18 protein-coding genes and 1 pseudogene are annotated in these 26,427 nt (G+C 65.1%); 7 read left to right on the top strand and 12 right to left on the bottom strand.

All coding sequences use genetic code 11. From position 1 onward, the window contains the following. Positions 1-330 precede the first annotated feature (330 nt). The 3 genes from gap to tpiA are packed head-to-tail and all read left to right on the top strand — an operon-like array spanning position 331 to position 3,395. Positions 331-1,350, top strand: coding sequence for a type I glyceraldehyde-3-phosphate dehydrogenase (gene gap, locus MMSP_RS18235; protein ID WP_011739921.1), 1,020 nt, complete (start codon positions 331-333; stop codon positions 1,348-1,350). 12 nt (positions 1,351-1,362) lie between these two features. Then, positions 1,363-2,613, top strand: a complete 1,251-nt coding sequence (gene pgk / locus MMSP_RS18230) for a phosphoglycerate kinase (RefSeq protein ID WP_020787820.1) — start codon at positions 1,363-1,365, stop codon at positions 2,611-2,613. Then, complete coding sequence (gene tpiA / locus MMSP_RS18225; RefSeq protein ID WP_020787819.1) at positions 2,610-3,395, top strand: triose-phosphate isomerase; 786 nt, start codon at positions 2,610-2,612, stop codon at positions 3,393-3,395. Before pgk ends, tpiA begins: the two co-directional genes overlap by 4 nt. A gap of 44 nt (positions 3,396-3,439) precedes the next feature. Here the strand turns inward: tpiA and MMSP_RS18220 are convergent, their stop codons facing one another. Both MMSP_RS18220 and MMSP_RS18215 read right to left on the bottom strand, forming a co-directional pair. Beyond that, positions 3,440-6,379, bottom strand: a complete 2,940-nt coding sequence (locus MMSP_RS18220; protein WP_036426701.1) for an aminotransferase — start codon at positions 6,377-6,379, stop codon at positions 3,440-3,442. After that, entirely contained in the window at positions 6,376-7,764 is a 1,389-nt protein-coding gene (locus tag MMSP_RS18215) for an APC family permease (protein WP_012394002.1), read from the bottom strand. Before MMSP_RS18215 ends, MMSP_RS18220 begins: the two co-directional genes overlap by 4 nt. 231 nt (positions 7,765-7,995) lie before the next feature. On the opposite strand from MMSP_RS18215, the gene MMSP_RS18210 reads away from it, so the two are divergent. Next, positions 7,996-8,724 (top strand): GntR family transcriptional regulator, encoded by a 729-nt coding sequence (locus tag MMSP_RS18210; protein ID WP_020787817.1) that lies wholly within the window; start codon positions 7,996-7,998, stop codon positions 8,722-8,724. A 33-nt stretch (positions 8,725-8,757) separates the two neighbouring features. On the opposite strand, the gene MMSP_RS18205 is transcribed toward MMSP_RS18210, so the two are convergent. Together MMSP_RS18205 and secG are read right to left on the bottom strand one after the other, a co-directional pair. Continuing rightward, positions 8,758-9,102 carry a hypothetical protein gene (locus MMSP_RS18205; protein WP_011739925.1) on the bottom strand — a complete coding sequence of 115 codons (345 nt, stop codon included), beginning with the start codon at positions 9,100-9,102 and terminating at the stop codon, positions 8,758-8,760. 157 nt (positions 9,103-9,259) lie between these two features. Further along, positions 9,260-9,493: a preprotein translocase subunit SecG gene (gene secG, locus MMSP_RS18200; RefSeq protein ID WP_011739926.1), complete on the bottom strand. Its 234-nt coding sequence runs from the start codon at positions 9,491-9,493 to the stop codon at positions 9,260-9,262. A gap of 69 nt (positions 9,494-9,562) precedes the next feature. Between secG and ppc the strand changes: the two genes are divergently transcribed. After that, the gene (ppc, locus tag MMSP_RS18195) at positions 9,563-12,370 is read left to right on the top strand and encodes a phosphoenolpyruvate carboxylase (protein WP_036427397.1); all 2,808 of its coding nucleotides are present in this window, start codon (positions 9,563-9,565) and stop codon (positions 12,368-12,370) included. A gap of 23 nt (positions 12,371-12,393) precedes the next feature. On the opposite strand, the pseudogene MMSP_RS18190 reads toward ppc, so the two are convergent. The 7 genes and pseudogenes from MMSP_RS18190 to tkt all read right to left on the bottom strand — a co-directional run bounded on the left by MMSP_RS18190 (position 12,394) and on the right by tkt (position 20,647). Beyond that, positions 12,394-13,613: pseudogene (locus MMSP_RS18190) on the bottom strand (PE family protein). Between the two features lie 95 nt (positions 13,614-13,708). Further along, positions 13,709-14,107: a hypothetical protein gene (locus MMSP_RS18185; RefSeq protein ID WP_011739930.1), complete on the bottom strand. Its 399-nt coding sequence runs from the start codon at positions 14,105-14,107 to the stop codon at positions 13,709-13,711. Between the two features lie 49 nt (positions 14,108-14,156). Next, a complete protein-coding gene (gene pgl, locus MMSP_RS18180) occupies positions 14,157-14,900 on the bottom strand; it encodes a 6-phosphogluconolactonase (RefSeq protein ID WP_011739931.1) in 744 nt (247 codons plus the stop codon). Beyond that, on the bottom strand, positions 14,897-15,808 hold the full coding sequence (gene opcA, locus MMSP_RS18175; protein ID WP_012394007.1) for a glucose-6-phosphate dehydrogenase assembly protein OpcA: 912 nt from the start codon (positions 15,806-15,808) through the stop codon (positions 14,897-14,899). Before opcA ends, pgl begins: the two co-directional genes overlap by 4 nt. A gap of 49 nt (positions 15,809-15,857) precedes the next feature. After that, entirely contained in the window at positions 15,858-17,411 is a 1,554-nt protein-coding gene (zwf, locus tag MMSP_RS18170) for a glucose-6-phosphate dehydrogenase (RefSeq protein ID WP_036426699.1), read from the bottom strand. Then, positions 17,408-18,529 carry a transaldolase gene (gene tal / locus MMSP_RS18165; protein ID WP_036426697.1) on the bottom strand — a complete coding sequence of 374 codons (1,122 nt, stop codon included), beginning with the start codon at positions 18,527-18,529 and terminating at the stop codon, positions 17,408-17,410. Before tal ends, zwf begins: the two co-directional genes overlap by 4 nt. A 15-nt stretch (positions 18,530-18,544) precedes the next feature. Beyond that, on the bottom strand, positions 18,545-20,647 hold the full coding sequence (gene tkt, locus MMSP_RS18160; RefSeq protein ID WP_020787811.1) for a transketolase: 2,103 nt from the start codon (positions 20,645-20,647) through the stop codon (positions 18,545-18,547). Positions 20,648-20,934: 287 nt separating this feature from the next. On the opposite strand from tkt, the gene MMSP_RS18155 reads away from it, so the two are divergent. Then, positions 20,935-21,909: a heme o synthase gene (locus tag MMSP_RS18155; protein ID WP_084472605.1), complete on the top strand. Its 975-nt coding sequence runs from the start codon at positions 20,935-20,937 to the stop codon at positions 21,907-21,909. Positions 21,910-21,988: 79 nt separating this feature from the next. Here MMSP_RS18155 and MMSP_RS18150 read toward each other — a convergent pair whose 3' ends face one another. Beyond that, the gene (locus MMSP_RS18150; protein WP_036426695.1) at positions 21,989-22,216 is read right to left on the bottom strand and encodes a hypothetical protein; all 228 of its coding nucleotides are present in this window, start codon (positions 22,214-22,216) and stop codon (positions 21,989-21,991) included. A gap of 492 nt (positions 22,217-22,708) precedes the next feature. Between MMSP_RS18150 and otsB the strand changes: the two genes are divergently transcribed. Continuing rightward, on the top strand, positions 22,709-26,365 hold the full coding sequence (gene otsB, locus MMSP_RS18145; protein WP_020787808.1) for a trehalose-phosphatase: 3,657 nt from the start codon (positions 22,709-22,711) through the stop codon (positions 26,363-26,365). Positions 26,366-26,427: the final 62 nt, after the last annotated feature.

The raw sequence follows: 26,427 nt of genomic DNA, 5'->3' as shown, positions 1-26,427 counted from the left end.
TCTTTATTCGCGCCCGGTACTTCTGCAATCAATTGGTGCAGTAACACCGCATGGTCCTACTGCACTCGTGTCTAGCCGACCGGCACAATTGTTAGCGGCCGCCGCGATACACGCGCCGCGCCGCACCGCGCCGTTTCCAAATGGTGACGTTTCCCCTCGAATCCCCTTCCGGCCCTGTCCGCCGGGGCCGGCGAACCCGCCGCGCCGCGCCTGGGCTTTCGCGGCCGCAGAGTTCTGGCATTTGTTACCGGCAGGGCGGTGACGCGTGTCACTGATCTAGGCTGACGGGCAAGGTGCTTTTAGGCGGACATGGAAGGCAGGGAGAGGCAAGTGACGGTCCGGGTAGGTATCAACGGCTTTGGTCGAATCGGCCGCAACTTTTACCGGGCCTTATTGGCTCAACAACAGCAGGGCAGCGCGGACATCGAGGTGATCGCCGTCAATGACATCACCGACAACCAGACGCTGGCCCACCTGCTCAAATTCGACTCGATTCTGGGCCGGTTGCCCCAGGACGTGAGTCTCGAGGGCGAGGACACCATCGTCGTCGGCGGTGTGAAGATCAAGGCCCTCGAGGTGCGGGAGGGCCCGGCGGCGATGCCCTGGGGCGACCTGGGGGTCGATGTCGTCGTCGAGTCCACCGGTCTTTTCACCAACGCTGCCAAGGCCAAGGGCCACCTGGACGCGGGTGCGAAGAAGGTGATCATCTCGGCGCCTGCGACCGACCCGGACCTCACCATCGTGCTGGGGGTCAACGACGACAAGTACGACGGCAGCCAGAACATCATCTCCAACGCGTCGTGCACGACGAACTGCCTGGCGCCGTTGGCCAAGGTGCTGCACGACGAGTTCGGCATCGTCAAGGGCCTGATGACCACCATCCACGCCTACACCCAGGACCAGAACCTGCAGGATGGGCCGCACAAGGACTTGCGTCGTGCCCGGGCCGCCGCGCTCAACATCGTGCCGACTTCTACCGGCGCCGCCAAAGCCATCGGTCTGGTGATGCCCGAGCTCAAGGGCAAGCTCGACGGTTACGCGCTGCGGGTGCCGATCCCGACCGGTTCGGTGACCGACCTGACCGCGGAATTGGCCAAGGCCGCGACCGCCGAAGAGATCAACGCGGCGTTCAAAGCCGCGGCCGAGGGCAGACTCAAGGGCATTCTGAAGTACTACGACGCCCCGATTGTGTCCAGCGACATCGTCACCGACCCGCACAGCTCGATCTTCGATTCCGGGCTGACCAAGGTGATCGATGACCAGGCCAAGGTGGTGTCTTGGTACGACAACGAATGGGGTTACTCCAACCGGCTCATCGACCTGGTCGCGCTGGTCGGCAAGTCCCTCTAGGTTCCGGCAGCCGTGACCATCCATTCCCTTGAAGACCTTCTCGCTGAAGGTGTTTCGGGTCGCGGGGTGCTGGTGCGCTCCGATCTGAATGTGCCGCTCGACGAGAACGGTGTCATTACCGACGCGGGCCGTATCACCGCGTCGGTACCGACGTTGAAGGCGCTGCTCGACGGCGGCGCCAAGGTCGTCGTCGCAGCGCATTTGGGTCGTCCCAAGGATGGGCCCGACCCGAAGCTGTCTCTGGAGCCGGTTGCCGCGGCTCTTGGCGAGCAACTGGGCCGGCACGTGCAGTTGGCCGGAGACATCGTCGGCACCGATGCGCTCGCTCGTGCCGAAGGGCTGACCGACGGCGACGTCCTGCTGCTGGAGAACATCCGCTTCGACAAGCGCGAAACCAGCAAGGACGACGGCGAGCGCCTCGCTTTCGCCAAGCAGCTCGCCGAACTGGTCAGCCCGGGAGGTGCTTTCGTCTTGGATGGCTTTGGCGTGGTGCACCGCAAGCAAGCTTCGGTGTATGACGTCGCCACGTTGCTGCCGCACTATGTCGGCAGGCTGGTGGCTGATGAAATCCGCGTGCTCGAGCAGTTGACCAGTTCGACCGAGCGGCCGTACGCGGTGGTGCTGGGCGGGTCGAAGGTATCCGACAAGCTCGGTGTCATCGAGTCGCTGGCAACCAAGGCCGACAGCATCGTGATCGGCGGCGGAATGTGTTTCACATTCCTTGCCGCCCAAGGTTACTCGGTCGGCACGTCGCTGCTGGAAAAAGAGATGATCGACACCTGTCGAAGGCTGCTCGACACCTACCACGATGTGCTGCGGCTACCCGTCGACGTGGTGGTGACCGAGAAGTTCGCCGCCGATTCACCACCTCAAACCGTTGCCGCGGATGCGATCCCGGCCGACACGATGGGCTTGGATATCGGGCCGGGATCGGTCAAGAGGTTCGCCGCGCTGCTGTCCAACGCCAAGACCATCTTCTGGAATGGCCCGATGGGCGTATTCGAATTCCCGGCGTACGCGACGGGCACCAGGGGCATCGCCGAGGCGATTGTCGCGGCGACCGGCAAGGGTGCGTTCAGCGTGGTCGGCGGCGGTGACTCCGCCGCCGCGGTTCGCGCGCTTGGCATTTCGGAGGGATCGTTCTCGCACATTTCCACCGGCGGCGGCGCGTCGCTGGAATACCTGGAGGGCAAGACGCTGCCCGGCATCGAGGTGCTCGGTAGACCCCAGCCCGGCCAAACCGAGGGCGGAGGACCCGCATGAGCCGCAAGCCGTTGATCGCCGGCAACTGGAAGATGAACCTCAATCACTTCGAGGCGATCGCTCTGGTGCAGAAGATCGCATTCTCGTTGCCGGACAAGTACTACGACAAAGTCGATGTGACGGTCATTCCGCCGTTCACCGACTTGCGCAGTGTACAGACCTTGGTCGACGGTGACAAGCTGCGCCTGACCTATGGCGGTCAAGACCTGTCCCAGCACGACTCCGGTGCCTATACCGGTGACATCAGTGGGGCATTTCTGGCCAAACTGGGCTGCAGCTTCGTCGTCGTGGGGCATTCGGAACGGCGCACCTACCACAACGAGGACGACGCTCTAGTGGCCGCCAAGGCTGCCGCGGCGCTCAAGCACGACCTGACTCCGATCGTCTGCACCGGCGAGCACCTCGATGTGCGTGAGGCGGGAAATCACGTGGCGCACAACGTCGAACAACTGCGCGGTTCGCTGTCCGGGCTTTCAGCAGAGCAGATCAGCAAGGTGGTCATCGCCTACGAGCCGCTCTGGGCGATCGGCACCGGGCGGGTAGCCGGCGCAGCCGACGCCCAGGAAGTCTGTGCGGCAATCCGCAGCGAGCTTGGTTCGCTGGCCTCGCCGCAGATCGCCGACGCGGTTCGGGTGCTCTACGGCGGCTCGGTCAACGCGAAGAACATCGGCGAACTGATCGCGCAGGCGGACGTCGACGGTGGCCTGGTGGGTGGCGCGTCGTTGGACGGTGAACAGTTTGCGACGCTGGCGGCCATCGCCGCCGGGGGACCGCTGCCGTAACCGGGCAGTCACGGCGAGCGGTCCCGCGAGTGCTCACCGAGTGCTCACCAACCCTCGGTGAGCACTCGGTCCAGCGTATCGGCGAAGTAGTCCGCCGCGGTCATGTCGATGCACAGCGGTGGCTTGGTCTTCAGAATGTTCATCCGCTCGCCGGTTGGTTGGATGATGACTCCGAGTTCGAGCATCCGGTCGCAGATGGCAGCGGTCTCTTCGGCCGCTGGCTCCAGTGTCTTGCGGTCGCGGACCATCTCGACGCCGATGTAGAGGCCGAAACCGTGGACGGTACCGATCAGCGGGTGTTTGGTGGCCAGCTTGCGTATCCGGGCGATCAGGTGACTGCCGACGGCCAGGGCATAGTGTTGTAGCCGTTCGCTTTTCAGGGCGTCGAGTACCGCGATCCCGATTGCGCTCGACAGCGGGCTGCCACCCGTGGACGAGAAGAAGTAGCCCTGCGAACGGAATCGCTGCGCGATGGCCTTGCTGGTGATGACGGCGCCGACGGGATGACCGTTGCCCGTCGCTTTGGCGATCGCCACGATATCGGGCACAACGCCTTGTTGCTCGAATCCCCAGAACCACTTGCCGAGCCTGCCGTACCCGACCTGGACCTCATCGGCGATGGTCAGGCCGCCCGCGGCACGAATGGCGGTGTATACCGCGTCCAGATATCCATCGGGAAGTGCCATCCCTCCGGCGCTGCCATAGACGGTTTCGGCGATAAATGCCGCGGGCGCACGGCCCGACTGCACCAGGTCCTCGATGGCGGCGACGGCGTCGTGGGCGTACTGGGACGCCCCGGCACCGCGGTACTTTCCGCGGAAACTGTTCGGGGACTCCACGGTGTGCACCCAGTCCGGGCGGGTGTTCAACGCGTTGGGGTTGTCCGCGGTCGACGTGGATACCGCGTCGGTGGCGTAGGTCCAGCCGTGATACGCCTCGCCGACCGCGACGACATCGCGCCGGCCGGTGGCCGCCATCGCCAGCCGCAATGCGAGGTCGCCGGCCTTCGAACCGGAGTTGACCAGGAATACGGTGTCGAGGGGATCCGGCAGCAGCTGGGTAAGTCGTTCGCAGAACTCGACCACCACCGCGTAGTTGAATCGCGAGTTGGTGTTGAGCCGCTCCAGTTGGCGCGCCGCCGCCGCGGCCACACCTGGGTGGGCATGTCCCAGAACGGTGACGTTGTTGACCATGTCCAGATAGCTTCGCCCCGCCGTGGACAGCAAGTAGTGCCGCCAGCCTCGTTCGATCTGAGGCGGGTCGTCGTAATAGTGCTCCTGCACTTCGGCGAATGTGGCGGCGCGCCGTTCCAGCACGTCGAGCCCATCAGAGGGGGCTGGCTCCAAGCCCAGCAGCGCGGCCGGATCTTCGGTGACGGCCAACCAGCCAGGTGCGTACTCGGGACGTACCGTGTGGGGCGCGGTGGGCGCGTCGGTCGGGCGTAGCGCGAGGTGAATGCGTTGGCCAAAGGGGGCTTTGGCCCAGGGCTGGCCCGCTTGGACCCGCTGGCCGCTAGTCGGCACCGGCTCTGCGCCGGTGAGCTGCAGCTCATGGGAGTCGGTGCGTAGGGTGATGGCCCCGGTGCTGGCGACGACGTCCCCGGCCCACGGGGCAACGAGCTCCGTGTCTTCGCGTAGCCAGAAATCGATGCCGGTGGCGATGGTGGGGCTGCTTCGTGGGTGCAACGGTGCGATGTAATCCGCGCGGGTGGCCGCGTAGCGCGTCGCTGCGGCGAGTGCGTTGGATGAAAGTGCGGAGTCTGCCAGCTCGTGGGCGAGGGCGCCATCGAGCCAGGCGCCCCGGTTCGCCGCGTCGGACTCCACGGAAAAGTCCAATCTCACAATGGACTTTGGGTCGATATCGATGATCGGTCGGTGCGGTTTGGGGAGCGGGTGGTGCTGCGGTTGCGCGATGCCGAGCCGGTCGCGGATGAGGCCGGTCATCACCGGGGCCGGCACCAGCAGAGCCTGGTCGAGGATGACCCGTTCGCGTTGGACGGTGTTGGCGGCGTATTCGTTGCCGGGGTCGATGGCGATCTGTTGCAGGTCGCTGACCAGTAGCACGGCAGCCCGCGCGATCACCATGGGCCACAGCGCTTCGATCTCGTCGCCGCTGAGGGGACGAATGGCGTGGAAGGCGGCGACGACCGGAAGAATGGTGGCCGGCTCGGCGCCCGCGTGGTACAGGCAGGAGGCCACGGTGGTGGCAAGCTCGGCGATCGCCCAGGTCTTGGTCAGGTCGCCGAAGTCGATGACGCCATCGGGGTGGCGGCGACCGTCGCTGCCCGGGGACCCCACCATGTTGGTGTCGGCGATATCGAGATGAACGGCCTGTCGCGGCAGTTGTGGGTCAAGGCGCTGCAGGCTGTTGACCGCCGTGGCGGTGGCGACCGCTAGGCGGTGAGCCTCCGCGGGTTCGGCTACATGCCCGATGAGGGCATCGACGGACTCGCTCGCGAAGCGTGGATCCCACTGCAGCACGCGATCCAACCCAGGATGCTCGAATGAGGCAAGCGCCCGGCTGACACGACCCGTCACATTGCCCATCCCGGCGAGAATCTTCGGTGCGAGGTATCCGGACTGCGACATGGCGCCGCCCGGTAGGAAGGTCAGCAGGCGGGCCACTCCCAGCATTTCCTGCCCGATCGACATGGGAGCGTGGCGCTGGCCCCGGCGGTCCGGGATGGCGCGGGGGAGTCGTAGTGCGCTGTCGCGTTCGGCCACCCATTCAACGGCTTCGACCTGGGCGTCGATCTCTTCGGTGCTGAACACCGCGTTGGCCACCTTGAGCACCCCGACCGTGTTGCCGTGGGGATCTGTCATCAAGAAGTTGGCGTCCTGCTGGCTTCCCAGACTCCTGGCGCAAGCGCTGATTTCGTAGTTCTCGACGACAAACTTCTCGGCATCGCGTTCGTTGACCGGCGGCCCCGGCAGTTCCGGGTGCGCGAAGAAGTCGAAGCCCGTCGGGGCTTTCACGGGTTTCACTGCAGGGTCCCTTCTTTGGTGAGATCAATTTCGGTCTGGATGGGCGCGGCGTCGGCGTCGAAATCCACCGCCGGTGCTGGCTTGCGAAATCCGCGCGTCAGTACGGCCAGGTAGCTGGTTCCGATCCCGAGCCAGGCAAACCCGATGGCAAAGGCACCGACGGACAGGCTGGTCCAAAGCCAGCCCGTGAGGACCACACCGACGGCAGGCATAGCTGCGTACAGCGCCCAGCTTCGCCAGCCGCGCCGGCGCTGATCGATCAGGAAGTGTTTGGTGACCGCGAGATGTACCAGGGTGAAGGCGGCCAATGCGCCGAAACTGACGATCGACGCCATCGTCTCGAGGTCCGCGATCAGCGCCAGCGTGGAGACTGCCGAGACGACCAGCGCCGCTCCGATCGGGGTGCGGAATCGTCGGCTGATCCGGCCAAACACCGCACGGGGCAACACACCGTCGCGTCCCATGGCGTAGAGGATGCGGGTGACGCTGACTTGCGATGACAGCGCGGCGGCGCTGCAGGCGCACATGTAGGCGATGATAAAAAATGTTTGCAGCGAATGGCCGCCGGCGGAGACGACAATCTGCAATGCGGCCGAGTTTGGCGTGGTGATTGCGCGGTAGTCCGGCTCGACCAGGGTGGCACAGTAGGAGACTGACAAGAAGGTCGCACCGCCGATGAGCACCGTGAGGATGATCGCCAGCGGAACCGTGCGGCGCGGGTTGCGCGCCTCCTCAGCCATCGTTGACACCGCGTCGAACCCAACGAAGCTCAAGGCGACGACGGCCGCCCCGCCGAGGATGTCTCCGCCGCGGAATCCGGCGCTGTAGAGCGGCTGTAGCAGCGACGCGTCCGGGTGGTCGCGCAGGTACAGCAGCGACACCGTGATGAAGACCAGGACGAACGCCAGCTGCAAACCGACGAGCGCGAAGTTGAGGCGGTTCATGATGACGACGCCGACAATGTTGACGGTGGTGACCAAGGCGATTGCGGCCAAGCAGAAGACGGGCGCCGGGACGGCGGGGAACTGCGCGTTGAGGTAGATCCCGATCAATAGGTAGTTGACCAGGGGCAACAGCAGGTAGTCGAGCATCAATGCCCAGCCGGTCAGAAAGCCGACGTTGCCGCCGAAGGAGCGGCGCGCGAAAGTGTAGGCGCTCCCGGCGCTGGGGTAGGCGTGGACGAGCACGGCGTAGCTTGCGGCGGTGAACAGCATCGCAACAAATGTCACGACGTAGGCGGTAGGCACGTGGCCGTGCGTCGTTTGGCTGACGACGCCGAATGTGTCGAACATGGCGAGCGGGTCGATGTAGGCCAAGCCGAATGCAACCAGCCCGGCCACGCCCAACGCCCGGCGCAGCCGTGGTTCGCCTGTGGGCTGACTCACGATGGCACCGGTCTGATCAACTGCGTCGAACCGTCTTGCATGCTTGGCCTCCCACCTAGAGGTGTGTAGATTTGCGAGGAAAGATTGATCACCAATATCACAATAACACGATTCGTCGGTAGACGATACGCGCCGATCTCGGTAAGCGCGAACCGAAGACTTCGGCCGGCCGCCGGGCGCGTGCTCATTGGCGGTGTAAACCGTCGTGGTAACAATGTTTTGAAACGACGAATGCTCGAGGAAGAAGCGGTGGTGATCCCAAGGGCGGATAGTCCAGATCAGACGTGCGGGCGGTTACCGGCGCGCGGCACCATCGGCGAACAGGTCGCGGATCTGATCCAGGAGTCGATCCTGTCCGGCGAGGCAAAGCGCGGTGCGCCGCTGCGCGAAGAATTGATTGCCGACCGGTATCAGGTGTCTCGTCGCACGGTTCGAGATGCGCTTCGGGTATTGGAGTCCAACGGGCTGGTTCGCCATCAGCGGCACAAGGGCTCGACCGTGGTCGACTTCAGTGCTGAAGACATCACCGATATGTACCGGTCGCGCGAGGTCCTCGAACTCGATGCCGCAAAACGGTGGTGTAGGGCAGGCGAGGTGGATTCCGGGTACCGATTCCACCGCCTGGCCGAGGCGCTTGGCCGGCTGGAGCAGGCCTCGCGGGGGACCGATTCCGGGCTGATCGTCAAGTCTGACCTTGACTTCCACGCGGCAATCATCGGCCTCCTCGACAGCCCGCGCGTGGATCGCTTTTTTGCGGCGATCGAGGCCGAGATGCTCTATGCGCTGGCCATTCTCGAGGCCAGCGAGGGCGAGTACAAGACCGATGCGGCAAAGGCATTCGGTGAGCACAAAGCAATGTATGAGGCGCTTCGCGACCGCGACGAGCAACGTTCGACGCAGCTAATCTCCGAACATCTTCGGATCAACCGCGACGTCCTGATCCGGATTGTCGCCAGCTGACTGCAGCGGCTGCAGTGCTGCGGGTCCGCTGAGTCAGGCCAGAAACAACGCCACGATGATCGGCAGTACGAACACCAAGGCCGCGACGATCGTGAGCACGGCGATGGTGATTCCGACGCCGTTGTAGCTTTGCGGCGGGGTGCCCAGCGACCCGGCGCTGTACCCCCAAACCGGCGCCTTGTACTCCAATTCGGCCAAGTGCCCAGGGTAGACATCCACCAGGGTGTCCGCCGGCCCGATCTGCGACGGCAACCAGTAGGGCACATGCACGTGCACCCGGTGCCGTCCCGGTTGCACGGGCACGACCGTACGACCCCAACCGGCAACCGGTACCTCGAAGCCATTGATGAAAATCTTGGGCTTGAACAGCGCCAACATGAACCCCAGCGGGAAGTACTGAGTCGTTACCGCGATTCCGCCGGAACCCGGGCTCGGCTGGACGTAGCCGTGCGGTGCGGGCGGATAAGCCTGATGTGGGGGCGATCATGCGGGTACGGCGCCGGTTGGTGGGGATAGCTCACCGAGGTGTGCCGCGTCAGCGGTACTTGATCAGCAATGCCACGCCGACGATCGATACCAGCCAGATCCCGGTGATGAACAGGGTCAACCGGTCGAGATTCTTCTCCACCACGGTGGACCCGGACAGCGAGGACTGCACACCGCCGCCGAACAGCGTTGACAGGCCGCCACCCTTCGCGCGGTGCAGCAGCACCAGCAACACCACCAGCACACTGGTGATCACCAAGGTGATCTGCAGGGCCAACTCCATGACCAGCAGCCTACCGAACAACCGATCGACAACAGGCGCCGGGCGAGTTGGTCCTTGATACTGGGACACATGGTTGAGGTGTCCGATACCGCACTCGAGCCCATTGGCGACGTCCACCGGACCCGGATTGGCCGCGAGGCTACCGAACCAATGCGAGCCGACATCAGACTGCTGGGCGCCATCCTCGGGGATACCGTCCGTGAGCAAAACGGTGACGAGGTCTTCGAGTTGGTGGAGCGGGCGCGGGTGGAGGCCTTTCGGGTGCGGCACTCCGAGATCGACCGCGCCGAGATGGCGCGCATGTTCGAGGGCATCGACATCCACCACGCCATCCCGATCATCCGTGCGTTCAGTCACTTCGCGTTGCTGGCCAATGTGGCCGAAGACATCCACCGGGAGCGCCGTCGCAGCATTCACGTCGCCGCCGGTGAGCCGCCGCAGGACAGCAGTCTGGCCGCCACGTACATGAAACTTGACGCGGCCCAGTTGGATTCGGCAACCATCGCCGAAGCGCTGAAGGGCGCACTAGTGTCTCCGGTCATCACCGCCCATCCGACCGAGACCCGGCGGCGCACCATTTTCGAGACCCAGCACCGGATCACCCAGTTGATGCGGTTGCACGCGGAAGGCCACACCGAAACCGACGACGGGCGCGGCATCGAAGTCGAATTGCGTCGGCAGGTCTTGAGGTTGTGGCAGACCGCGCTGATCCGGCTGTTTCGGTTACAGATCTCCGACGAGATCGAGGTCGGGTTGCGGTACTACCCGGCGGCGCTCTTCGAGGTGATTCCGCAGGTGAATGCCGAGGTGCGGGATGCGTTGCGAGCCCGCTGGCCCGATGCCGACCTGCTTTCCGAACCCATTTTGCGGCCGGGCTCGTGGATCGGCGGGGACCGGGACGGAAACCCGAACGTCACCGCCGAGGTGGTTCGGCTGGCCACCGGCAGTGCCGCTTTCACCGCGCTGGCGCACTACCTGGCCGAACTGACGGCACTTGCGCAGGAGCTTTCGATGTCGGCGCGACTGATCACCGTCACCCCCGAATTGGCCACGCTGGCCGATGCCTGTCCGGCGGGTGCCCGCCCCGACGAGCCGTACCGGCGCGCCTTGCAGGTCGTGCGCGGCCGGCTCAGCGCCACCGCGGCCGAAATCCTGGACCAGCAACCGCAGCACACGCTGGAGTTGGGCTTGCCGCCATATGCCACCGCGGCCGAACTGCGGGCCGATCTGGACACCATCGATGCCTCACTGCATAACCACGGCGCCGGGTTGTTGGCCGACGACCGGCTGGCCCGGCTGCGTGAAGCGGTGCGGGTCTTCGGATTTCATCTCTCCGGCCTGGACATGCGACAGAACTCCGACGTCCACGAGCAGGTGGTCGGAGAGCTGCTCGCGTGGGCGGGCGTGCACCCGGACTACACCTCGCTGGCCGAAGCGGAGCGGGTCGAGCTGTTGGCGGCCGAACTGAGCACCCGCCGGCCGCTGATCCGCGATGGCGCGCAGCTTTCCGATTTGGCTCGCAGCGAACTGGGCGTTCTGGCGGCCGCCGCCCACGCCGTCTGGACCTTTGGTCCCGCCGCGGTGCCCAACTACATCATCTCGATGTGCCGGTCGGTATCGGACATGCTGGAAGCCGCGGTCCTGCTCAAAGAGGTCGGCCTACTGGACGCTTCCGAGTCGGAACCCTATTGCCCGGTGGGTATCTCGCCGCTGTTCGAGACGATCGAGGACCTGCACAACGGGGCGGCCATTCTGCAAGCGATGTTGGATCTTCCGCTCTATCGCGCTTTGGTGACGGCCCGGGGTGGTTGCCAGGAGGTGATGCTCGGCTACTCGGACTCGAACAAGGACGGCGGGTATCTGGCCGCCAACTGGGCGGTGTATCGAGCCGAACTCGCGCTGGTGGAGACGGCGCGCAAGACCGGAATCCGGCTGCGGCTCTTCCATGGCCGTGGCGGCACGGTCGGCCGCGGTGGCGGACCCAGCTACCAGGCCATCCTGGCGCAGCCGCCGGGTGCGGTAAGCGGATCGTTGCGGCTCACCGAACAGGGTGAAGTGATCGCCGCCAAGTACGCCGAACCGCAGATGGCCCGACGCAATCTGGAGAGCCTGCTGGCCGCCACCCTGGAGTCGACGCTGCTGGACGTCGAGGGGTTGGGCGATACGGCGGCGCCGGCCTATGCGGTGCTCGACGAGGTGGCGGCATTGGCGCAACGTGCCTACGCCGAATTGGTGCACGAGACACCGGGTTTCGTCGAGTACTTCAAGGCTTCCACCCCAGTCAGCGAAATCGGGGCGCTGAACATCGGCAGCCGGCCGACCTCGCGCAAACCCACCGCTTCCATCGCCGACCTGCGGGCCATCCCGTGGGTGCTGGCTTGGAGCCAGTCGCGGGTGATGCTTCCCGGCTGGTACGGCACTGGCTCGGCATTCGAGCAATGGCTAGCGGCGGGTCCCGAAAGTGAGGCCGACCGGCTGCAGGTGCTGCACGACCTGTATCAGCGGTGGCCGTTTTTCCGCAGCGTGCTGTCCAACATGGCGCAGGTGATGGCCAAGAGCGACCTGGAACTGGCGGCCCGCTACTCCGAACTGGTGGCCGACGAAACGCTGCGGCGCCGGGTGTTCGACAAAATCGCCGACGAGCACCACCGCACCATCGCCATGTACAAGCGAATCACCGGACAAGACGACCTACTTGCCGACAACCCGGCCCTGGCGCGCTCGGTGTTCAACCGGTTCCCCTACTTGGAACCGCTCAACCACCTTCAAGTCGAACTGCTCCGCCGTTACCGCAGCGGTGAGGACGACGAATCCGTGCTGCGCGGCATTCTGCTGACGATGAACGGGCTGGCCAGCGCGCTAAGAAACAGCGGCTGATCGCGGCTGGCCGCCCTGGACGGCTACCCGTGCATCCCGGGTGTGCCGAAGAGCAGTCCGCCGGTGCCGCCGTTGCCGCCGGTTCCCTCCGGTAAGCCGGTGCCACCGGCCCCGCCATTGCCCCCGTTCCCGATCAGCAGCGCGCTACCGCCGCCACCGCCACCGCCACCCGCGCCGCGGCCGCTGTGGGGGCCAACGGACAAGCCGCCATCTCCGCCGCCGCCGCCGTCACCGGCACTGCCGAGCAGCCGTCCGCCGGTGCCGCCGGCTCCGCCGTTGCCGCCGTCACCGCCGTCGGCGTTGCCGCTGGACTGGCCGCCGGAGCCCGCAGTGCCGCCGTGGCCGCCCGCGCCGGCAATGCCGCCGTTGCCGACCACCCAGCCGCCATTGCCGCCCGCGCCTCCATCGCCCCCGCCGCCGCCGTCGCCGCCGATGCCGCCGATGCCGCCGATGCCCAAGCCCTGACCGCCCGTGCCGCCTTTGCCGCCAGCGCCGCCCGCCCCACCGTCGCCGTACATCCACCCGCCGTCACCACCGGCGCCGCCGCTGCCCCCGATCCCGCCGAGGCTAGCGGTAGCGCCTGACGACCCGCCTTTGCCGCCGGCGCCGCCAGTGCCGCACAGCCCCGTTGCACCGCCGCTGCCGCCGTTGCCACCCGCGCCGGCGCTTTGGCCCCCAGGGCTGGTGCCGCCAGCGCCGGCACCGCCGTCCCCGCCGGCGCCGCCACTGCCGAAAAGTTGCCGATCAGTCCGGCGTTGCCGCCGTTGCCGCCGGCCGGGTGGGTGGCGTCGCCGGTGCCGCCGGTGCCGCCGTTGCCCCACAGCAGTCCGCCGTCGGCGCCGTTTTGGCCGGGCGCCCCGTTGGCGCCGTTGCCGATCAGGGGGCGGCCCAGCAGGGTTTGGGTGGGTGCGTTGATCGCGGCGAGTAGTTGCTGTTCGAGGGCTTGTAATGGGTTGGTGTTGGCGGCTTCGGCGGCCGTGTAGGAGTTTGCGCTTCCGGTCAGGGCCTGCAGGAACTGCTGGTGAAAGTCGGCCAGCTGGGTGCTGAGGTTTTGGTAGTCGCGGGCGTAGCCGCAGAACAGGGTTGCGATGGCCCCCGAGACCTCGTCGGTGCCAGCGGCCAGCACCGTGGTGGTCGGGGTCACCGCGGCCGCATTGGCCGCACCCAGTGACGAACCGATTCCCGCTATGTTCGCTGCCGCCGCGCTCAACGCCTCCGGGGCCACCACTAGTACTGCCGACATCGCCGCAGTGTATGCGGTTTTTCCGGGCCAAATGCCGAATTGTCGTGACCGGTCCGCACTAATTTGCCGGAACGGCCCAAACCTGGACGGGCGTTCTAGTACGCTGTTCTATTCCGCAGCTTGTCCAGGAATCCACGAACGGTGTGCTCGGTGATCGACAGCGGGGACATCACCGTTTCCCCCAGGCTGACGATGTAGTCGATCCGATCGACGATGGCCTCCACCGGTTCCACCAGCACGATGAGGCGCTTGGCCAGCTCGTCCAGGCTGGACAGCGTGCCCTCCAGGTGATCCAGGCCGCCCTCCAGGCGTTCGACCGTGGCGTTGAGGGCCGACAACGAGCTGTTCAGCTCGTTCATGGTCTTACCCAATCCGTCGAGTACGTCTTCGACCTGTTCCACCGTCTTGTCGGCGTTCAACGCCGCCTGGGTCAGGGTCTTCATCCGCTGTCGAGCTGGCGTCGGGCGGCCGCCTCTATCTGCCATAACGGTCATTATCACCCCTTGACAAGGGATAACTCACCGTGCGGCGACAGCCCTGATGTCAGCCAGGCAGCCTGGCCGCGGCATCGCGGTCCAGCAGCCAGCGCGTGCTTTCGCGCCCGATGGCACCCGCCGCCGGCAACAACACCGGGTCCGCACCGCCGATGGCAGCGGCCACCGCCTCCGCTTTGGTCCCACCGGAAACCATCAACCAGACTTCGCGTGAACGCTGAATTGCCGGAAGCGTCAGGGTGATTCGTTGTGGCGGTGGTTTGGGGGAGTCGCCGACCGGGACCACCAGACGGGTGGTCTCACGCACGGCCTGAGTGCCCGGGAAAAGCGAATTGATATGGCCCTCTGGCCCCATGCCCAAAAGGTGCACATCGAAGTCCGGCGCCCGGTTTCCGGGGACTGCACTGGCCGCCAGTACCTGTTCGTAGGCCAGGGCCGCGGCGTCCAGGTCGGCGCCGAACTCGCCGTCGCTGGCGGCCATCGGGTGCACCTGGCTCGCCGGTATGTCAACGTGATCGAGCAATGCCTCGCGCGCCTGCTTGTCGTTGCGCTCGTCGTCATCCTCGGGAACGTAGCGGTCGTCGCCCCAGAACAGATGAACCTTGGACCAGTCGATCTGCGGGCCTTGACTGCCCAGATACCGCAGCAGCCCAATACCGTTGCCGCCGCCGGTCAGCACGATCAGGGCTTGTCCACGCTCGGCCACCGCGCTGCCGATGGTCTGGATCAGGCGTTGTCCAGCGGCTCCGATCAGCATGTCGCTGTCAGGGAAGATCTCGACGTCCAGGCTCACACGTATTGCACTTTCTTGATGCCCTCCAGGGCGGCGAAGTAGATCTCGTCGGCGTCGAGCCGGCGCAGATCTTCGGCCAGACACTCCCCGACGACCCTGCGCGCCAACGGAACCAGGGCATCGGGCTTGGCGGTGCGGCTCAGGGTTGCGGTGATCCCTTCTTGCGGCCGGCTGAGCACGATGTTTTCGCTGGGGCGCTCCAACTCCACTCGGAGCTCGCCCACCGCGCGGCGCACCGGACCGTCGATCCGGCTGGCCAGCCAGCCGGCCAGGATGTCGAGCGCCGGCTCGGTCCGCAATCCGGAAACCAGCGCGGACACGATCGGCTCGTGCGGCGGCTGATCGACGGCCGAGGTCAACAGCGCCCGCCAATAGGTGATCCGACTCCAGGCCAGATCGGTGTCGCCCGCGGTGTATCCGGGCAACCGGCTCTTGATCGCCGACAGTGGGTCGATCCCGTTGGTCGCATCGGTGATGCGCCGAATCGCCAACTTGCCCAGTGGATCTTGCGCAGGCACGGCCGGGGCGATGTCAGGCCACCAGGCAACCACCGGGATGTCGGGCAGCAGGAACGGGGTGACGACGCTTTCGGCATGGCCGGCCAGCGGCCCGGATAGCCGCAGCACCACGACCTCGCCGGACCCGGCGTCCCCACCCGCGCGCAATTGTGCGTCCAGACGCGGTTCGTCGGCGTATGGGTCGCCCCTCATCGTCACGATGATGCGACTGGGATGTTCATGGCTGGCATCGTTGGCCGCGTCGATGGACTCTTCGACCATGGTCTCGCTGTCCGGCACGATGATCAGCGTCAAGACCCGCCCCATCGTGACGGCACCGATCTTTTCGCGAAGCTCATCGAGCTTCTTGTTGACCGCGGTGGTGGTGGTGTCGGGCAGGTCGACGATCATCTGCGCCGCTCCTTCTCATCGCTTCGCTCTGCATCGTCGCTGGCGGGGATCACGGCCGTCGCCATTCCCGGCCGGTGCGTCGCAGCATCTCGAATGCCGATTCCGGGCCCCAGGTGCCGGCTTCGTAGGGGTCGGGCTTGCCGCTGGACGCCCAATTATCCAGCGCCGGATCCAGGATCTCCCAAGCCAATTCGACTTCCGCGTTGACCGGGAAAAGGGACGGTTCGCCGAGCAGCACATCAAGGATCAACCGTTCATAGGCCTCCGGCGAGTCCTCGGCGAACGCTGAGCCATACGAGAAGTCCATGTTGACGTCGCGGACTTCCATCGCGCTGCCCGGCACCTTCGAACCGAACCGCAGCGTCATTCCCTCATCCGGCTGAACGCGGATCACCAGCGCGTTGGTGCCCAACTCATCGGTCATGGTGGCATCGAACGGAAGGTGCGGAGCCCGCTTGAACACCAGTGCGATCTCGGTTACCCTGCGGCCCAGCCGTTTTCCGGTGCGAAGATAGAACGGAACGCCGGCCCAGCGGCGACTGTTCACCTCGAGCGTGATGGCCGCGAAGGTCTCGGTGGTCGAGGTCTTGGAAAACCCCTCCTCGTCGAGCAAACCGACCACTTTCTCGCCGCCCTGCCAACCGGCCGTGTACTGGCCGCGGCTGGTGGTCTCGTCGAGCGGCTCGGCAAGTTGAGTGGCGGAGAGCACCTTGATTTTCTCGGTCTGCAGGGCGGTCGGATTGAAGCTGACCGGTTCTTCCATTGCGGTCAGCGCCAACAACTGCATCAGGTGGTTCTGAATGACATCGCGGGCCGCGCCGATGCCGTCGTAATAACCGGCGCGTCCGCCCAGTCCGATGTCCTCGGCCATGGTGATTTGCACGTGGTCGACGTAGTGCGCGTTCCAGATCGGATCAAACAGCTGGTTGGCGAACCGCAGCGCCAAGATGTTCTGAACCGTCTCCTTGCCCAGGTAGTGGTCGATGCGGAAGACCGATTCCTCCGGGAACACCGCATTGACCGCCCTGTTCAGGTCGCGCGCGCTTTGCAGATCGTGGCCGAACGGCTTTTCGATGACGACCCGGCTCCACCTGTCGCCCTGCGGGCGCGCCAGCCCGGATTTGTGCAGTTGGCCGCAGACCACGGGAAAGGACTTGGGCGGAATCGCGAGGTAAAAGGCATGATTGCCGCCGGTGCCGCGCTCGGTGTCGAGCTTCTCCAATGTCTCGGCCAACCGGCCGAACGCTTCGTCGTCGTCGAAAGATCCTGAGAAGAAACGGAATCCCTCGGCCAGCCGGTCCCAGTTCGCCTGCCGGAACGGGGTTCGGCAGTGCTCCTTGACCGCTTGGTAGACCACCTGGCCGAAATCTTCGGTATCCCAGTCCCGGCGGGCGAAGCCGACCAGTGCAAACGTAGGTGGTAGCAGCCCGCGGTTGGCCAGATCGTAGATGGCCGGCATCACCTTCTTGCGGGCCAGGTCGCCGGTAACACCGAAAATCACCATGCCGCAAGAACCGGCGATGCGAGGCAGACGCTTATCCAGCTTGTCGCGCAATGGGTTCTGCCACTGCGCGACCCCGGACTCAGAGTGAGGCGAGCTCATTTGGCGAGCGCGTCGAGCTGCGCCTGCGTTGCATCAAGCAGCTCTTTCCACGACGCCTCGAACTTCTCCACGCCTTCGCTCTCCAGCACGTCAAACACGTCGGACAGATCGATGCCGATCGCCTCGAGCTTGTCGAATACCTGTTGGGCATCGCCGGAAGTGCCAGTGATCGAGTCTCCCTTGACCACACCGTGATCGGCGACAGCGTCGAGGGTCTTCTCCGGCATCGTGTTGACCGTGTGCGGTGCAACCAACTCGGTGACGTAGAGGGTGTCGGAGTAGTCGGGGTTCTTCACGCCCGTGGACGCCCACAGGGGGCGCTGCACCCGGGCACCACGTTCCTTGAGCGCTTGGTAGCGCGCATCGCCTTCGAACACCTCTTGATAGGCCGCGTAGGCGAGTCGGGCGTTGGCGACACCGGCCTGACCGCGCAACGCGAGAGCCTCCGCGGAGCCGATCTGTTCCAGTCGGTTATCGATTTCGGTATCCACGCGGGAGACGAAAAACGATGCCACCGAATGAATCTTGGATAGATCGTGTCCGGCTTGGGCGGCCTTCTCCATACCGGTCAAGTAGGCATCCATCACCCCGCGGTGGCGGTCGACGGAGAAGATGAGCGTGACGTTGACCGAGATACCTTCGGCCAGAACGGCGGCAATAGCCGGCAAGCCGGCCTTGGTCGCCGGGATCTTGATGAGCAAGTTGGGCCGGTCGACAATCTTCCACAGCTCGACAGCCTGCTGGATTGTCTTGTCGGTCTCGTGCGCCAGCCGCGGGTCGACCTCGATCGACACCCGCCCGTCGACCCCCCCGGAGGCCTCCCACCGGGGGGCCAGCACATCGCAGGCGTTGCGCACGTCGTCGGTGGTGACGGTGCGGATGGTGGCGTCGACATGGGCGCCGCGTTCGGCGAGGTCGGCAACCTGGGCGTCGTAGTCGTGGCCTTCCGACAACGCCTTCTGGAAGATGGACGGGTTGGTGGTCACGCCGACGACACTCTTGGTGTCGATCAGCTCTTGCAGGTTGCCTGAGCGCAACCGGTCGCGGGACAAGTCATCGAGCCACACTGATACGCCCGCGGCACTGAGTGCGGCGAGGTTTGGGTTCTGACTGGCCATCTGAACCACCCTTTCTCAATTTTCCAATGCTCGTTCCGCGGCAGCGGCAACAGCTTCGGCGGTAAAGCCGTACTCGCGGAACAATGTCTTGTAGTCGGCGGACTCTCCGTAGTGCTCGATCGAAACGATCTTGCCGGTGTCACCGACCAGCTTGTGCCAGCACTGTGCGATGCCGGCCTCGACGGCCACCCGGGCCGAAACCGACGGCGGCAACACGCTGTCGCGGTATTCCTCAGGCTGGGACTCAAACCACTCCACGCACGGCATCGATACCACTCGCGCGATGATGTCGTTATCCGCCAACAACTTCCGTGCTTCGACCGCAAGCTGCACCTCGGAACCGGTGGCGATCAAAACGACGTCGGGGTCTTCGGACGAGTCACCATCGGCGCCATCGCTGAGCACGTAGCCACCGCGGGCAACGCCCTCGGCGTTGGTGCCCGCTAGCACCGGCACACCCTGCCGGGTCAGGATCAGCCCGACCGGACCGCTGGTGGCGCCCCGGGCCAGGATCGTGCTCCAGGCGTACGCCGTCTCATTGGCGTCGGCCGGGCGCACCACCGCGAGCCGGGGGATCGCGCGCAACGCCGAAAGGTGCTCGATCGGCTGGTGGGTCGGGCCGTCTTCACCCAGTCCGATCGAATCGTGGGTCCAGACGTAAATGGGGTCGATGTCCATCAGTGCCGCCAGCCGCACTGCCGGGCGCATGTAATCGGAGAACTGCAGGAACGTGCCACCGTAGGCGCGGGTGGGTCCGTGCAGCGCGATCCCGGAGAGGATGGCGCCCACCGCGTGCTCGCGAACACCGAAGTGCAGCGTGCGGCCGTACCAGTGCGCGGTGTAGTCATCGGTAGAGATCGCTGGCGGGCCGAATGAGTCCGCGCCCTTGATGGTGGTGTTGTTGCTGCCGGCAAGGTCAGCCGAACCGCCCCACAACTCGGGGAGTTTGGGGCCGATCGCGGCCAGCACCTGTCCGGACGCTGCCCGCGTGGCCAGTGCTTTGGAACCGGGCTCCCAGCGCGGCATGTCGGCATCCCAGCCGTCGGGCAGCTGCTGGGCCGTCAGACGGTCCAGCAAGGCCTTGCGCTGCGGTTCCCGCTGCGCCCAGGCCTCAAAGTCGGCCTGCCAGCTTTCGTGCGCCTCCTTGCCGCGCGCCACCAACCCGCGGGTGTGCGTGATGACGTCTTCGCGCACTTCGAACGCCTTGTTGGGATCGAATCCGAGGACTGTCTTGACGGCCGCCACTTCCTCGTCACCAAGCGCCGCACCATGCACCTTGCCCGTGTTCATCATGTTCGGCGCCGGGTAGCCGATGATGGTGCGCAGCGAGATGAACGAGGGCCGATCGGTGACCGCCTTCGCGTTGGCGATCGCCTCCTCGATGCCGGTGACGTTCTCGCCGCCCTCCACCTCTTGCACGTGCCAGCCGTAGGCGCGGTAGCGAGCAGCGGTGTCTTCGCACAGCGCGATGTTGGTGTCGTCCTCGATCGAGATCTTGTTGTGGTCGTAGAAGACGATGAGGTTGCCCAGCTGTTGAACGGCCGCAAGAGACGACGCCTCGGAGGTGACTCCCTCTTCGATGTCACCGTCGGAGGCGATCACGTAAATGTGATGGTCGAAGGGGCTGGTTCCGGGTTTGGCGTCGGGGTCGAACAGGCCACGCTCATAGCGTGCCGCCATGGCCATGCCCACCGCTGAAGCCAGGCCCTGGCCCAGCGGACCCGTGGTGATCTCCACCCCGGCGGTGTGGCGGAACTCGGGATGCCCGGGAGTCTTGGACCCCCAGGTGCGCAGCGACTCGATGTCGGACAATTCAAGCCCGAAGCCGCCCAGGTAGAGCTGTATGTAGAGGGTCAGGCTGCTGTGTCCGCAGGACAGGACGAACCGGTCCCGGCCCAACCAAGTGGTGTCGCTGGGGTCGTGGCGCATCGCGCGCTGAAACAACGTGTAGGCCAGCGGGGCCAGGCTCATCGCCGTTCCCGGGTGTCCATTGCCGACCTTTTGCACGGCGTCGGCTGCCAGCACTCGGGCCGTGTCAACCGCAGCCGAATCGATCTCGGTCCAGTCGTCGGGATGGCGCGGTTGGGTGAGCGCAGAGATCTCTTCGAGAGTGGTCACAAATACAGTCCTCAGTTCTCAGGGTCATCAAACTGATCAACCCCACCCTAGTGTGGGATTGCAGGTGGTTGCAGGCCTCGATCTGGAGTACCCATCGGGCCTGTCAGGAAAAGCTCGGATAAGCACAGTGAAAATATCCTGCCGGCCACAGCGGCGTTACAGACAGTGCCGTTCTGGCGGGGAAATTACTGTGAATCGACCCTGCGGCAGTGCTGCTGTGGTGGTGCCGTCTACCATCGTGCGTAGTAGAAGCTGTGCGCGGCTGCGAATCCTCGAGGAGTTATTGCGTGAGCGTTCACGGGCGCGTCGCGCCGGGCCAGGTAGCTGGCACCGCCCGGCAGCGTAGCGAGCCGGGTACCGGCACGTGGAGGAGCCGCGTGCTCGGTACGGTGCTGGCCTATCTGGCGTTGACCAAGCCGCGGGTCATCGAACTGTTGTTGGTTACCGCGATCCCGGCGATGCTGCTGGCCGACCGCGGTGCCGTTCATCGGTTGATCATCGCGAACACGCTGATCGGCGGCATGATGGCTGCCGCCGGCGCCAACACGCTCAACTGTGTGGCCGACGCCGATATCGACAAGGTGATGAAGCGCACGGCGCGCCGCCCGCTCGCACGAGCCGCGGTGCCGACCAGAAGCGCGCTGATCTTCGGTTTGGCGCTGACCGTGATTTCGTTCTTCTGGCTGTGGTTGAGTGCCAATCTGTTGTCCGGGCTGTTGGCCCTGGCCACCGTGGCGTTCTACGTGTTCATCTACACGCTGTTGCTCAAGCGCCGCACGTCGCAAAACGTGGTGTGGGGCGGGGCCGCCGGGTGCATGCCGGTGATGATCGGTTGGTCCGCGGTCACGGGCACCCTCGCCTGGCCGGCGCTGGCGATGTTCGCGATCATCTTCTTCTGGACGCCGCCGCATACCTGGGCGTTGGCGATGCGGTACAAGGACGACTACAAAGAGGCCGGCGTGCCGATGCTGCCGGCCGTGGCGACCGAACGTCAGGTAACCAAGCAGATCCTGATCTATACCTGGCTGACCGTGTTGGCAACGTTGGCGCTGACGCCGGCGGCTGGGTGGCTTTACGCGGCGGTTGCCGCGGTGGCGGGGGCGTGGTTTTTGACCATGGCGCATCAGCTCTACGCCGGAGTGCGCGCCGGCGAGGCGGTCAAGCCGCTGCGGTTGTTCCTGCAATCCAACAACTACCTGGCGTTGGTGTTCTGCGCGCTGGCCGTCGACTCGGCGATCGGGCTGCCGACGCTGCTCGGCTAACCGTGCAGCGCACCGGTGGCACCGGCCCGGCGTGGTGAATCTCAACCGGTATTTCCCGCTGCCTTTCGGTGATCGATCGCTAGCTGCCCGAGCGGATTGCCGGGAAATGCTGGTCGACCAGCCCGTAGCTATAGGTGATCGTGTGCTCGAGACTCTCGAAACCCGGGGCGCCGCCGAGGTAGAAAATGTCACCCTGGCCTTGCAGCGACTCCAGATCGTCGTAGAAGCCGTTCGCGATCGCGGATTGCGACACATGGGGGAAAAACTTCGGCCATGCCTTCGTCAGAACGGTGGTCTTCAGCGTCACACCAACTTTTTTTGAGTTGGGTATGTAATTCACCCAGGGCCGCTTCTTGGCATCCCGGCTGTTCAGGTGACCCGCAGGGCTCCGGCGTTAACGCCGGAGCCCTGCTGGAACCGACGACACAGGCAATACTGAAACGGTAGGCACGGGCAACTCCAGACCAACGACGAACAGTAACCAACTCGATCGTTCTCCAGATAGCCCGTGCCTACACTCCGGCCCCAATAGCGCGGCACCAAAGATCATCAACCCAGCTCACAAGCCTGCTAATCAACAACGCCGGAGCCCTGCATCCCGGGGAGCCAACTAGCGGGTTGGAGGTAGCGCGCTTACTAGGCCGGGTAGCGCTGTGCGCCCAGCAGGATGGGGTCAGCGGCCGGGACTTTTGTCACCAATCCTTGGCCGAAGTGCTCCGATGGGTGCGAAGACGTTCATTTCGCTGCGGGTGCGCGCGACCATGGGGCGACAACACACTCGGGCTAGGGGATCGCCAAGATGAAGTCGTTCACGATCGATCCGCGTCGCCACGATGGAGTGATCTTCGTCCTCGACGGGGACGGACACGAACAGTCGATCTGGGAGCCGACCGTCGCACTGGCCCGAAAGCTCTGGCAGGTCGGAGTGGGAACCGCCGTCTATTCGCCCGCGGATGAGAGCGTGCGAGTGCTCGATGCGGCAGGGTTGTTCGAGCCAGAGCAAGTCAGTGCACCGCCACAAGCCTCGCGGGCGAAGCCCTACTGCGTCGGCCTCTCGGCTGCCGCCGCCAAGTTGGGGGCCGCTGTCCAACGGTTGGCAGTCGTGGCCGGCATGGATGGCGGGGTGGAGGCTGCCCGCGAGTGCGGCTTCGCCTTCGTCATCGGATTTGACCGGGACGGGCGGGCCGAGGAACTCCTGCGCCGCGGCGCGGACGTCGTCGCTGCCGATCTTGCCGAAGTCACCGTGCGTACCGGCGACGAACGCCTATCTCAGTGCCCCAACGCGCTGGATTCCTACGGTCAGGTGATCGGGATGGTCGCCGGTCGGCAATTGTTCGTCTGTATGGACTACGACGGCACGCTGTCCGAAATCGTGTCGGAGCCCGATGCCGCCACCCTGGTCGATGGCGCCGCCGAGGCGCTGGCGCACTTGTCGACCCAATGCCCGGTCGCGATTCTGTCCGGCCGCGATTTGACCGACATCCGCGACCGGGTAGGGGTACCGGGCATCTGGTACGCGGGCAGCCACGGCTTCGAGCTGATCGCGCCTGACGGTACTCACCACCAGCATGAGGCGGCCGCCGCCGCGGTTGACGTGCTGGCGAGTGCGGCCAAGGACCTTCGTCACGAGCTGGCCCAGATCCCGGGCGTGAGTGTCGAACACAAGCGTTTTGGCGTCGCGGTGCACTATCGCAATGTCGCCCGTGAGCACGTGGCCCAGGTGATCGCGACCACCCACCGATACCGCCGCGAATATGGCCTTCGGGTGACCAGTGGCCGCAAGGTCGTCGAGCTGCGACCCGACATCGACTGGGACAAGGGTGCCGCGCTGGCCTGGATTCGCTCGCTCATCTTCGAAGACTCGCGGGTGCTGCCGATGTACGTGGGTGATGACCTCACCGATGAGGACGCGTTCGATGCGCTGCGGTTCAGCGGCGTGGGGATCGTGGTCCGTCACGACGAGGACGGTGACCGACCCACCGCCGCCAACTTCACGCTGCGCAACCCAAACGAAGTCCGTGACTTCGTTCGACGCGGCGCCGGGTGGCTGGCGCATGCGCACGAGACGCAGTCGCGCGGTTGGACTTTCACATTCGAAGGCTACGATCCGCCCAACGAGAAGCTGCGCGAAGCGCTGTGCACCGTCGGCAACGGTTACTTCGCCACCCGCGGTGCCGCACCCGAATCGAAGGCGGGGCAGGTCCACTATCCGGGAACATATGCCGGCGGCGTGTTCAACCGGCTGGACGACCTGATCGGGGGTACCAGGACAGCTCACGAAAGCCTGGTGAACCTGCCCAACTGGCTGCCACTGACCTTCCGGATCGACGGCGGCGACTGGTTTGACGTCGACGCGGTGACGTTGTTGTCCTACCGTCAGACGCTTGACCTGCGCGGTGCGGTGCTGACCCGGGAGCTGACCTTCCGTGACGACGCCGGGCGCACCAGTTCGGTAACCCAGCACCGCTTCGTTTCGATGAACCAGGCGCATGTGGCGGCGCTGCAAACCACCATCGTCGGCCACGACTGGTCGGGGACGATCGAAATCCGGTCCACCATCGACGGCAACGTCCGCAATTCCGGGGTGGAGCGGTACCGAAATCTGGCCAGCAATCATCTGCAGGGTCTGCAAAAGGCTGTGCTGTCTGAGAATTCGGTGTCGATGGCCGTGGAGACCACGCAGTCGAAGATCCCGGTCGCGGTGGCGGCCAGGACCAGCCTGTGGCGCGCGGACGAGCCGGTCGCGGCAACGTACCGGTTGCTCGACGAGGAATTCGAAATCGGCCACGAGATCTTCACCGAGGCCAAACTGGGCCAGCCGTTGACCGTGGAGAAGATCGTCACCTTGGTGAGCGGGCTTGATGTGGCCACCTCACACCCGGCCATCGGAGCCGAGCGCCGACTCGGTCGCCAGGGACGGTTTGCCGAGATTTGTGACGCCCACCGGATTGCCTGGTCGCATCTATGGGAACGGTTGTCGATCGAATTCTCCAACCACACCGAAGAACTGCGCGTATTGCGCCTGCACCTGCTGCACCTGCTGCAGACGGTGTCCTACAACAGTGCGGATCTCGATGTCGGAGTCCCAGCCCGCGGGCTGCACGGTGAGGCCTACCGGGGACACATTTTCTGGGACGAGCTGTTCATCTTCCCGGTGCTGAACCTGCGCCTTCCCGCGGTGACCCGATCGCTGCTGCTGTATCGCTACCGGCGCCTGCTCGAGGCCCAGCGCGCGGCCAAACTGGCCGGCTACCGCGGTGCGATGTATCCGTGGCAGTCCGGCAGCGACGGGCGAGAGGAAAGCCCCGAGCAGCACCTGAACCCGCGGTCGGGCCGATGGATACCCGATGCCAGCCACCGTGCGCACCATATCGGCATCGCCGTCGCATACAACGTCTGGCAGTTCTACCAAGTCACCGGCGATCTCGCGTTCATGATCGATTACGGGACCGAGATGATGGCCGAGATAGCCCGATTCTGGGTGAGTAGGGCGACCTATGATGCCGAGCGCGATCGGTACCACATCAAGGGCGTCATCGGACCCGATGAATTCCATTCCGGTTACCCCGACCGGCCCTACGACGGCGTGGACGACAACGCGTACACCAATGTGATGGCGGCCTGGGTGATCCTGCGGGCGATCGACGCGCTGCTGCTGATGCCGCTGCCGAACCGGTTGGATTTGTACGAAAAGCTGGCACTGACCGAAGAGGAGCTGGCGCAGTGGGACCACGTGAGCCGGCGCATGTTCGTCCCGTTCCACGACGGCGTGATCAGCCAGTTTGACGGATATGAGCAGTTGGCGGAACTGGATTGGGACGCCTACCGGCAGCGATACGGCAACATCCAGCGGCTCGACCGCATCCTTGAAGCCGAGGACGACGATGTCAATCGCTATCGGGCGTCCAAGCAGGCCGACGCGCTGATGCTGCTCTATCTGTTGTCCGCGGACGAACTGGGGGAGTTGCTGGACCGGCTCGGCTACCACATGGAACGGGACCAGATCCCGGAGATGGTGGACTATTACATGGCGCGTACTTCCCATGGGTCGACGCTGAGCGCCGCGGTTCACGGATGGGTGCTGGCCCGCGCCAATCGGGATCGCGCCCTAGAGTTCTTTCAGCAGGTGCTCGAGTCCGACGTTGCCGACATCCAGGGCGGCACCACCGCGGAGGGCGTCCACCTGGCCGCGATGGCCGGCAGCGTGGACTTCGTGCAACGCTGCTTCACCGGACTGGAGATCCGTGCCGATCGCATTGTGTTGTCCCCGCACTGGCCGGAATACCTTGGTGCACTTGGATTTCCGATTCACTACCGTGGTAACCACCTACATCTGAGGGTAAGTGGGAAGGGTGCGGAGATCAGCGTCGAGCCGCGTGATGTGCCGCCGGTCGAAGTGGAATGCCATGGACGGGTGGAGCGGCTGTTGCCGGGAAGCACCGTTCGATTCAGCTAGCGGGCCGTCAACCCCGGCAGCGCCGTAACTCGTTGTTCCACTGGCGCCGTCGCGCCGGTGTC

Origin of the sequence: Mycobacterium sp. 012931 (assembly GCF_000419295.1) — a bacterium.
GTDB classification, from domain to species: Bacteria; Actinomycetota; Actinomycetes; order Mycobacteriales; family Mycobacteriaceae; genus Mycobacterium; species Mycobacterium marinum.
This window is presented reverse-complemented; position numbering and strand designations above follow the sequence as displayed.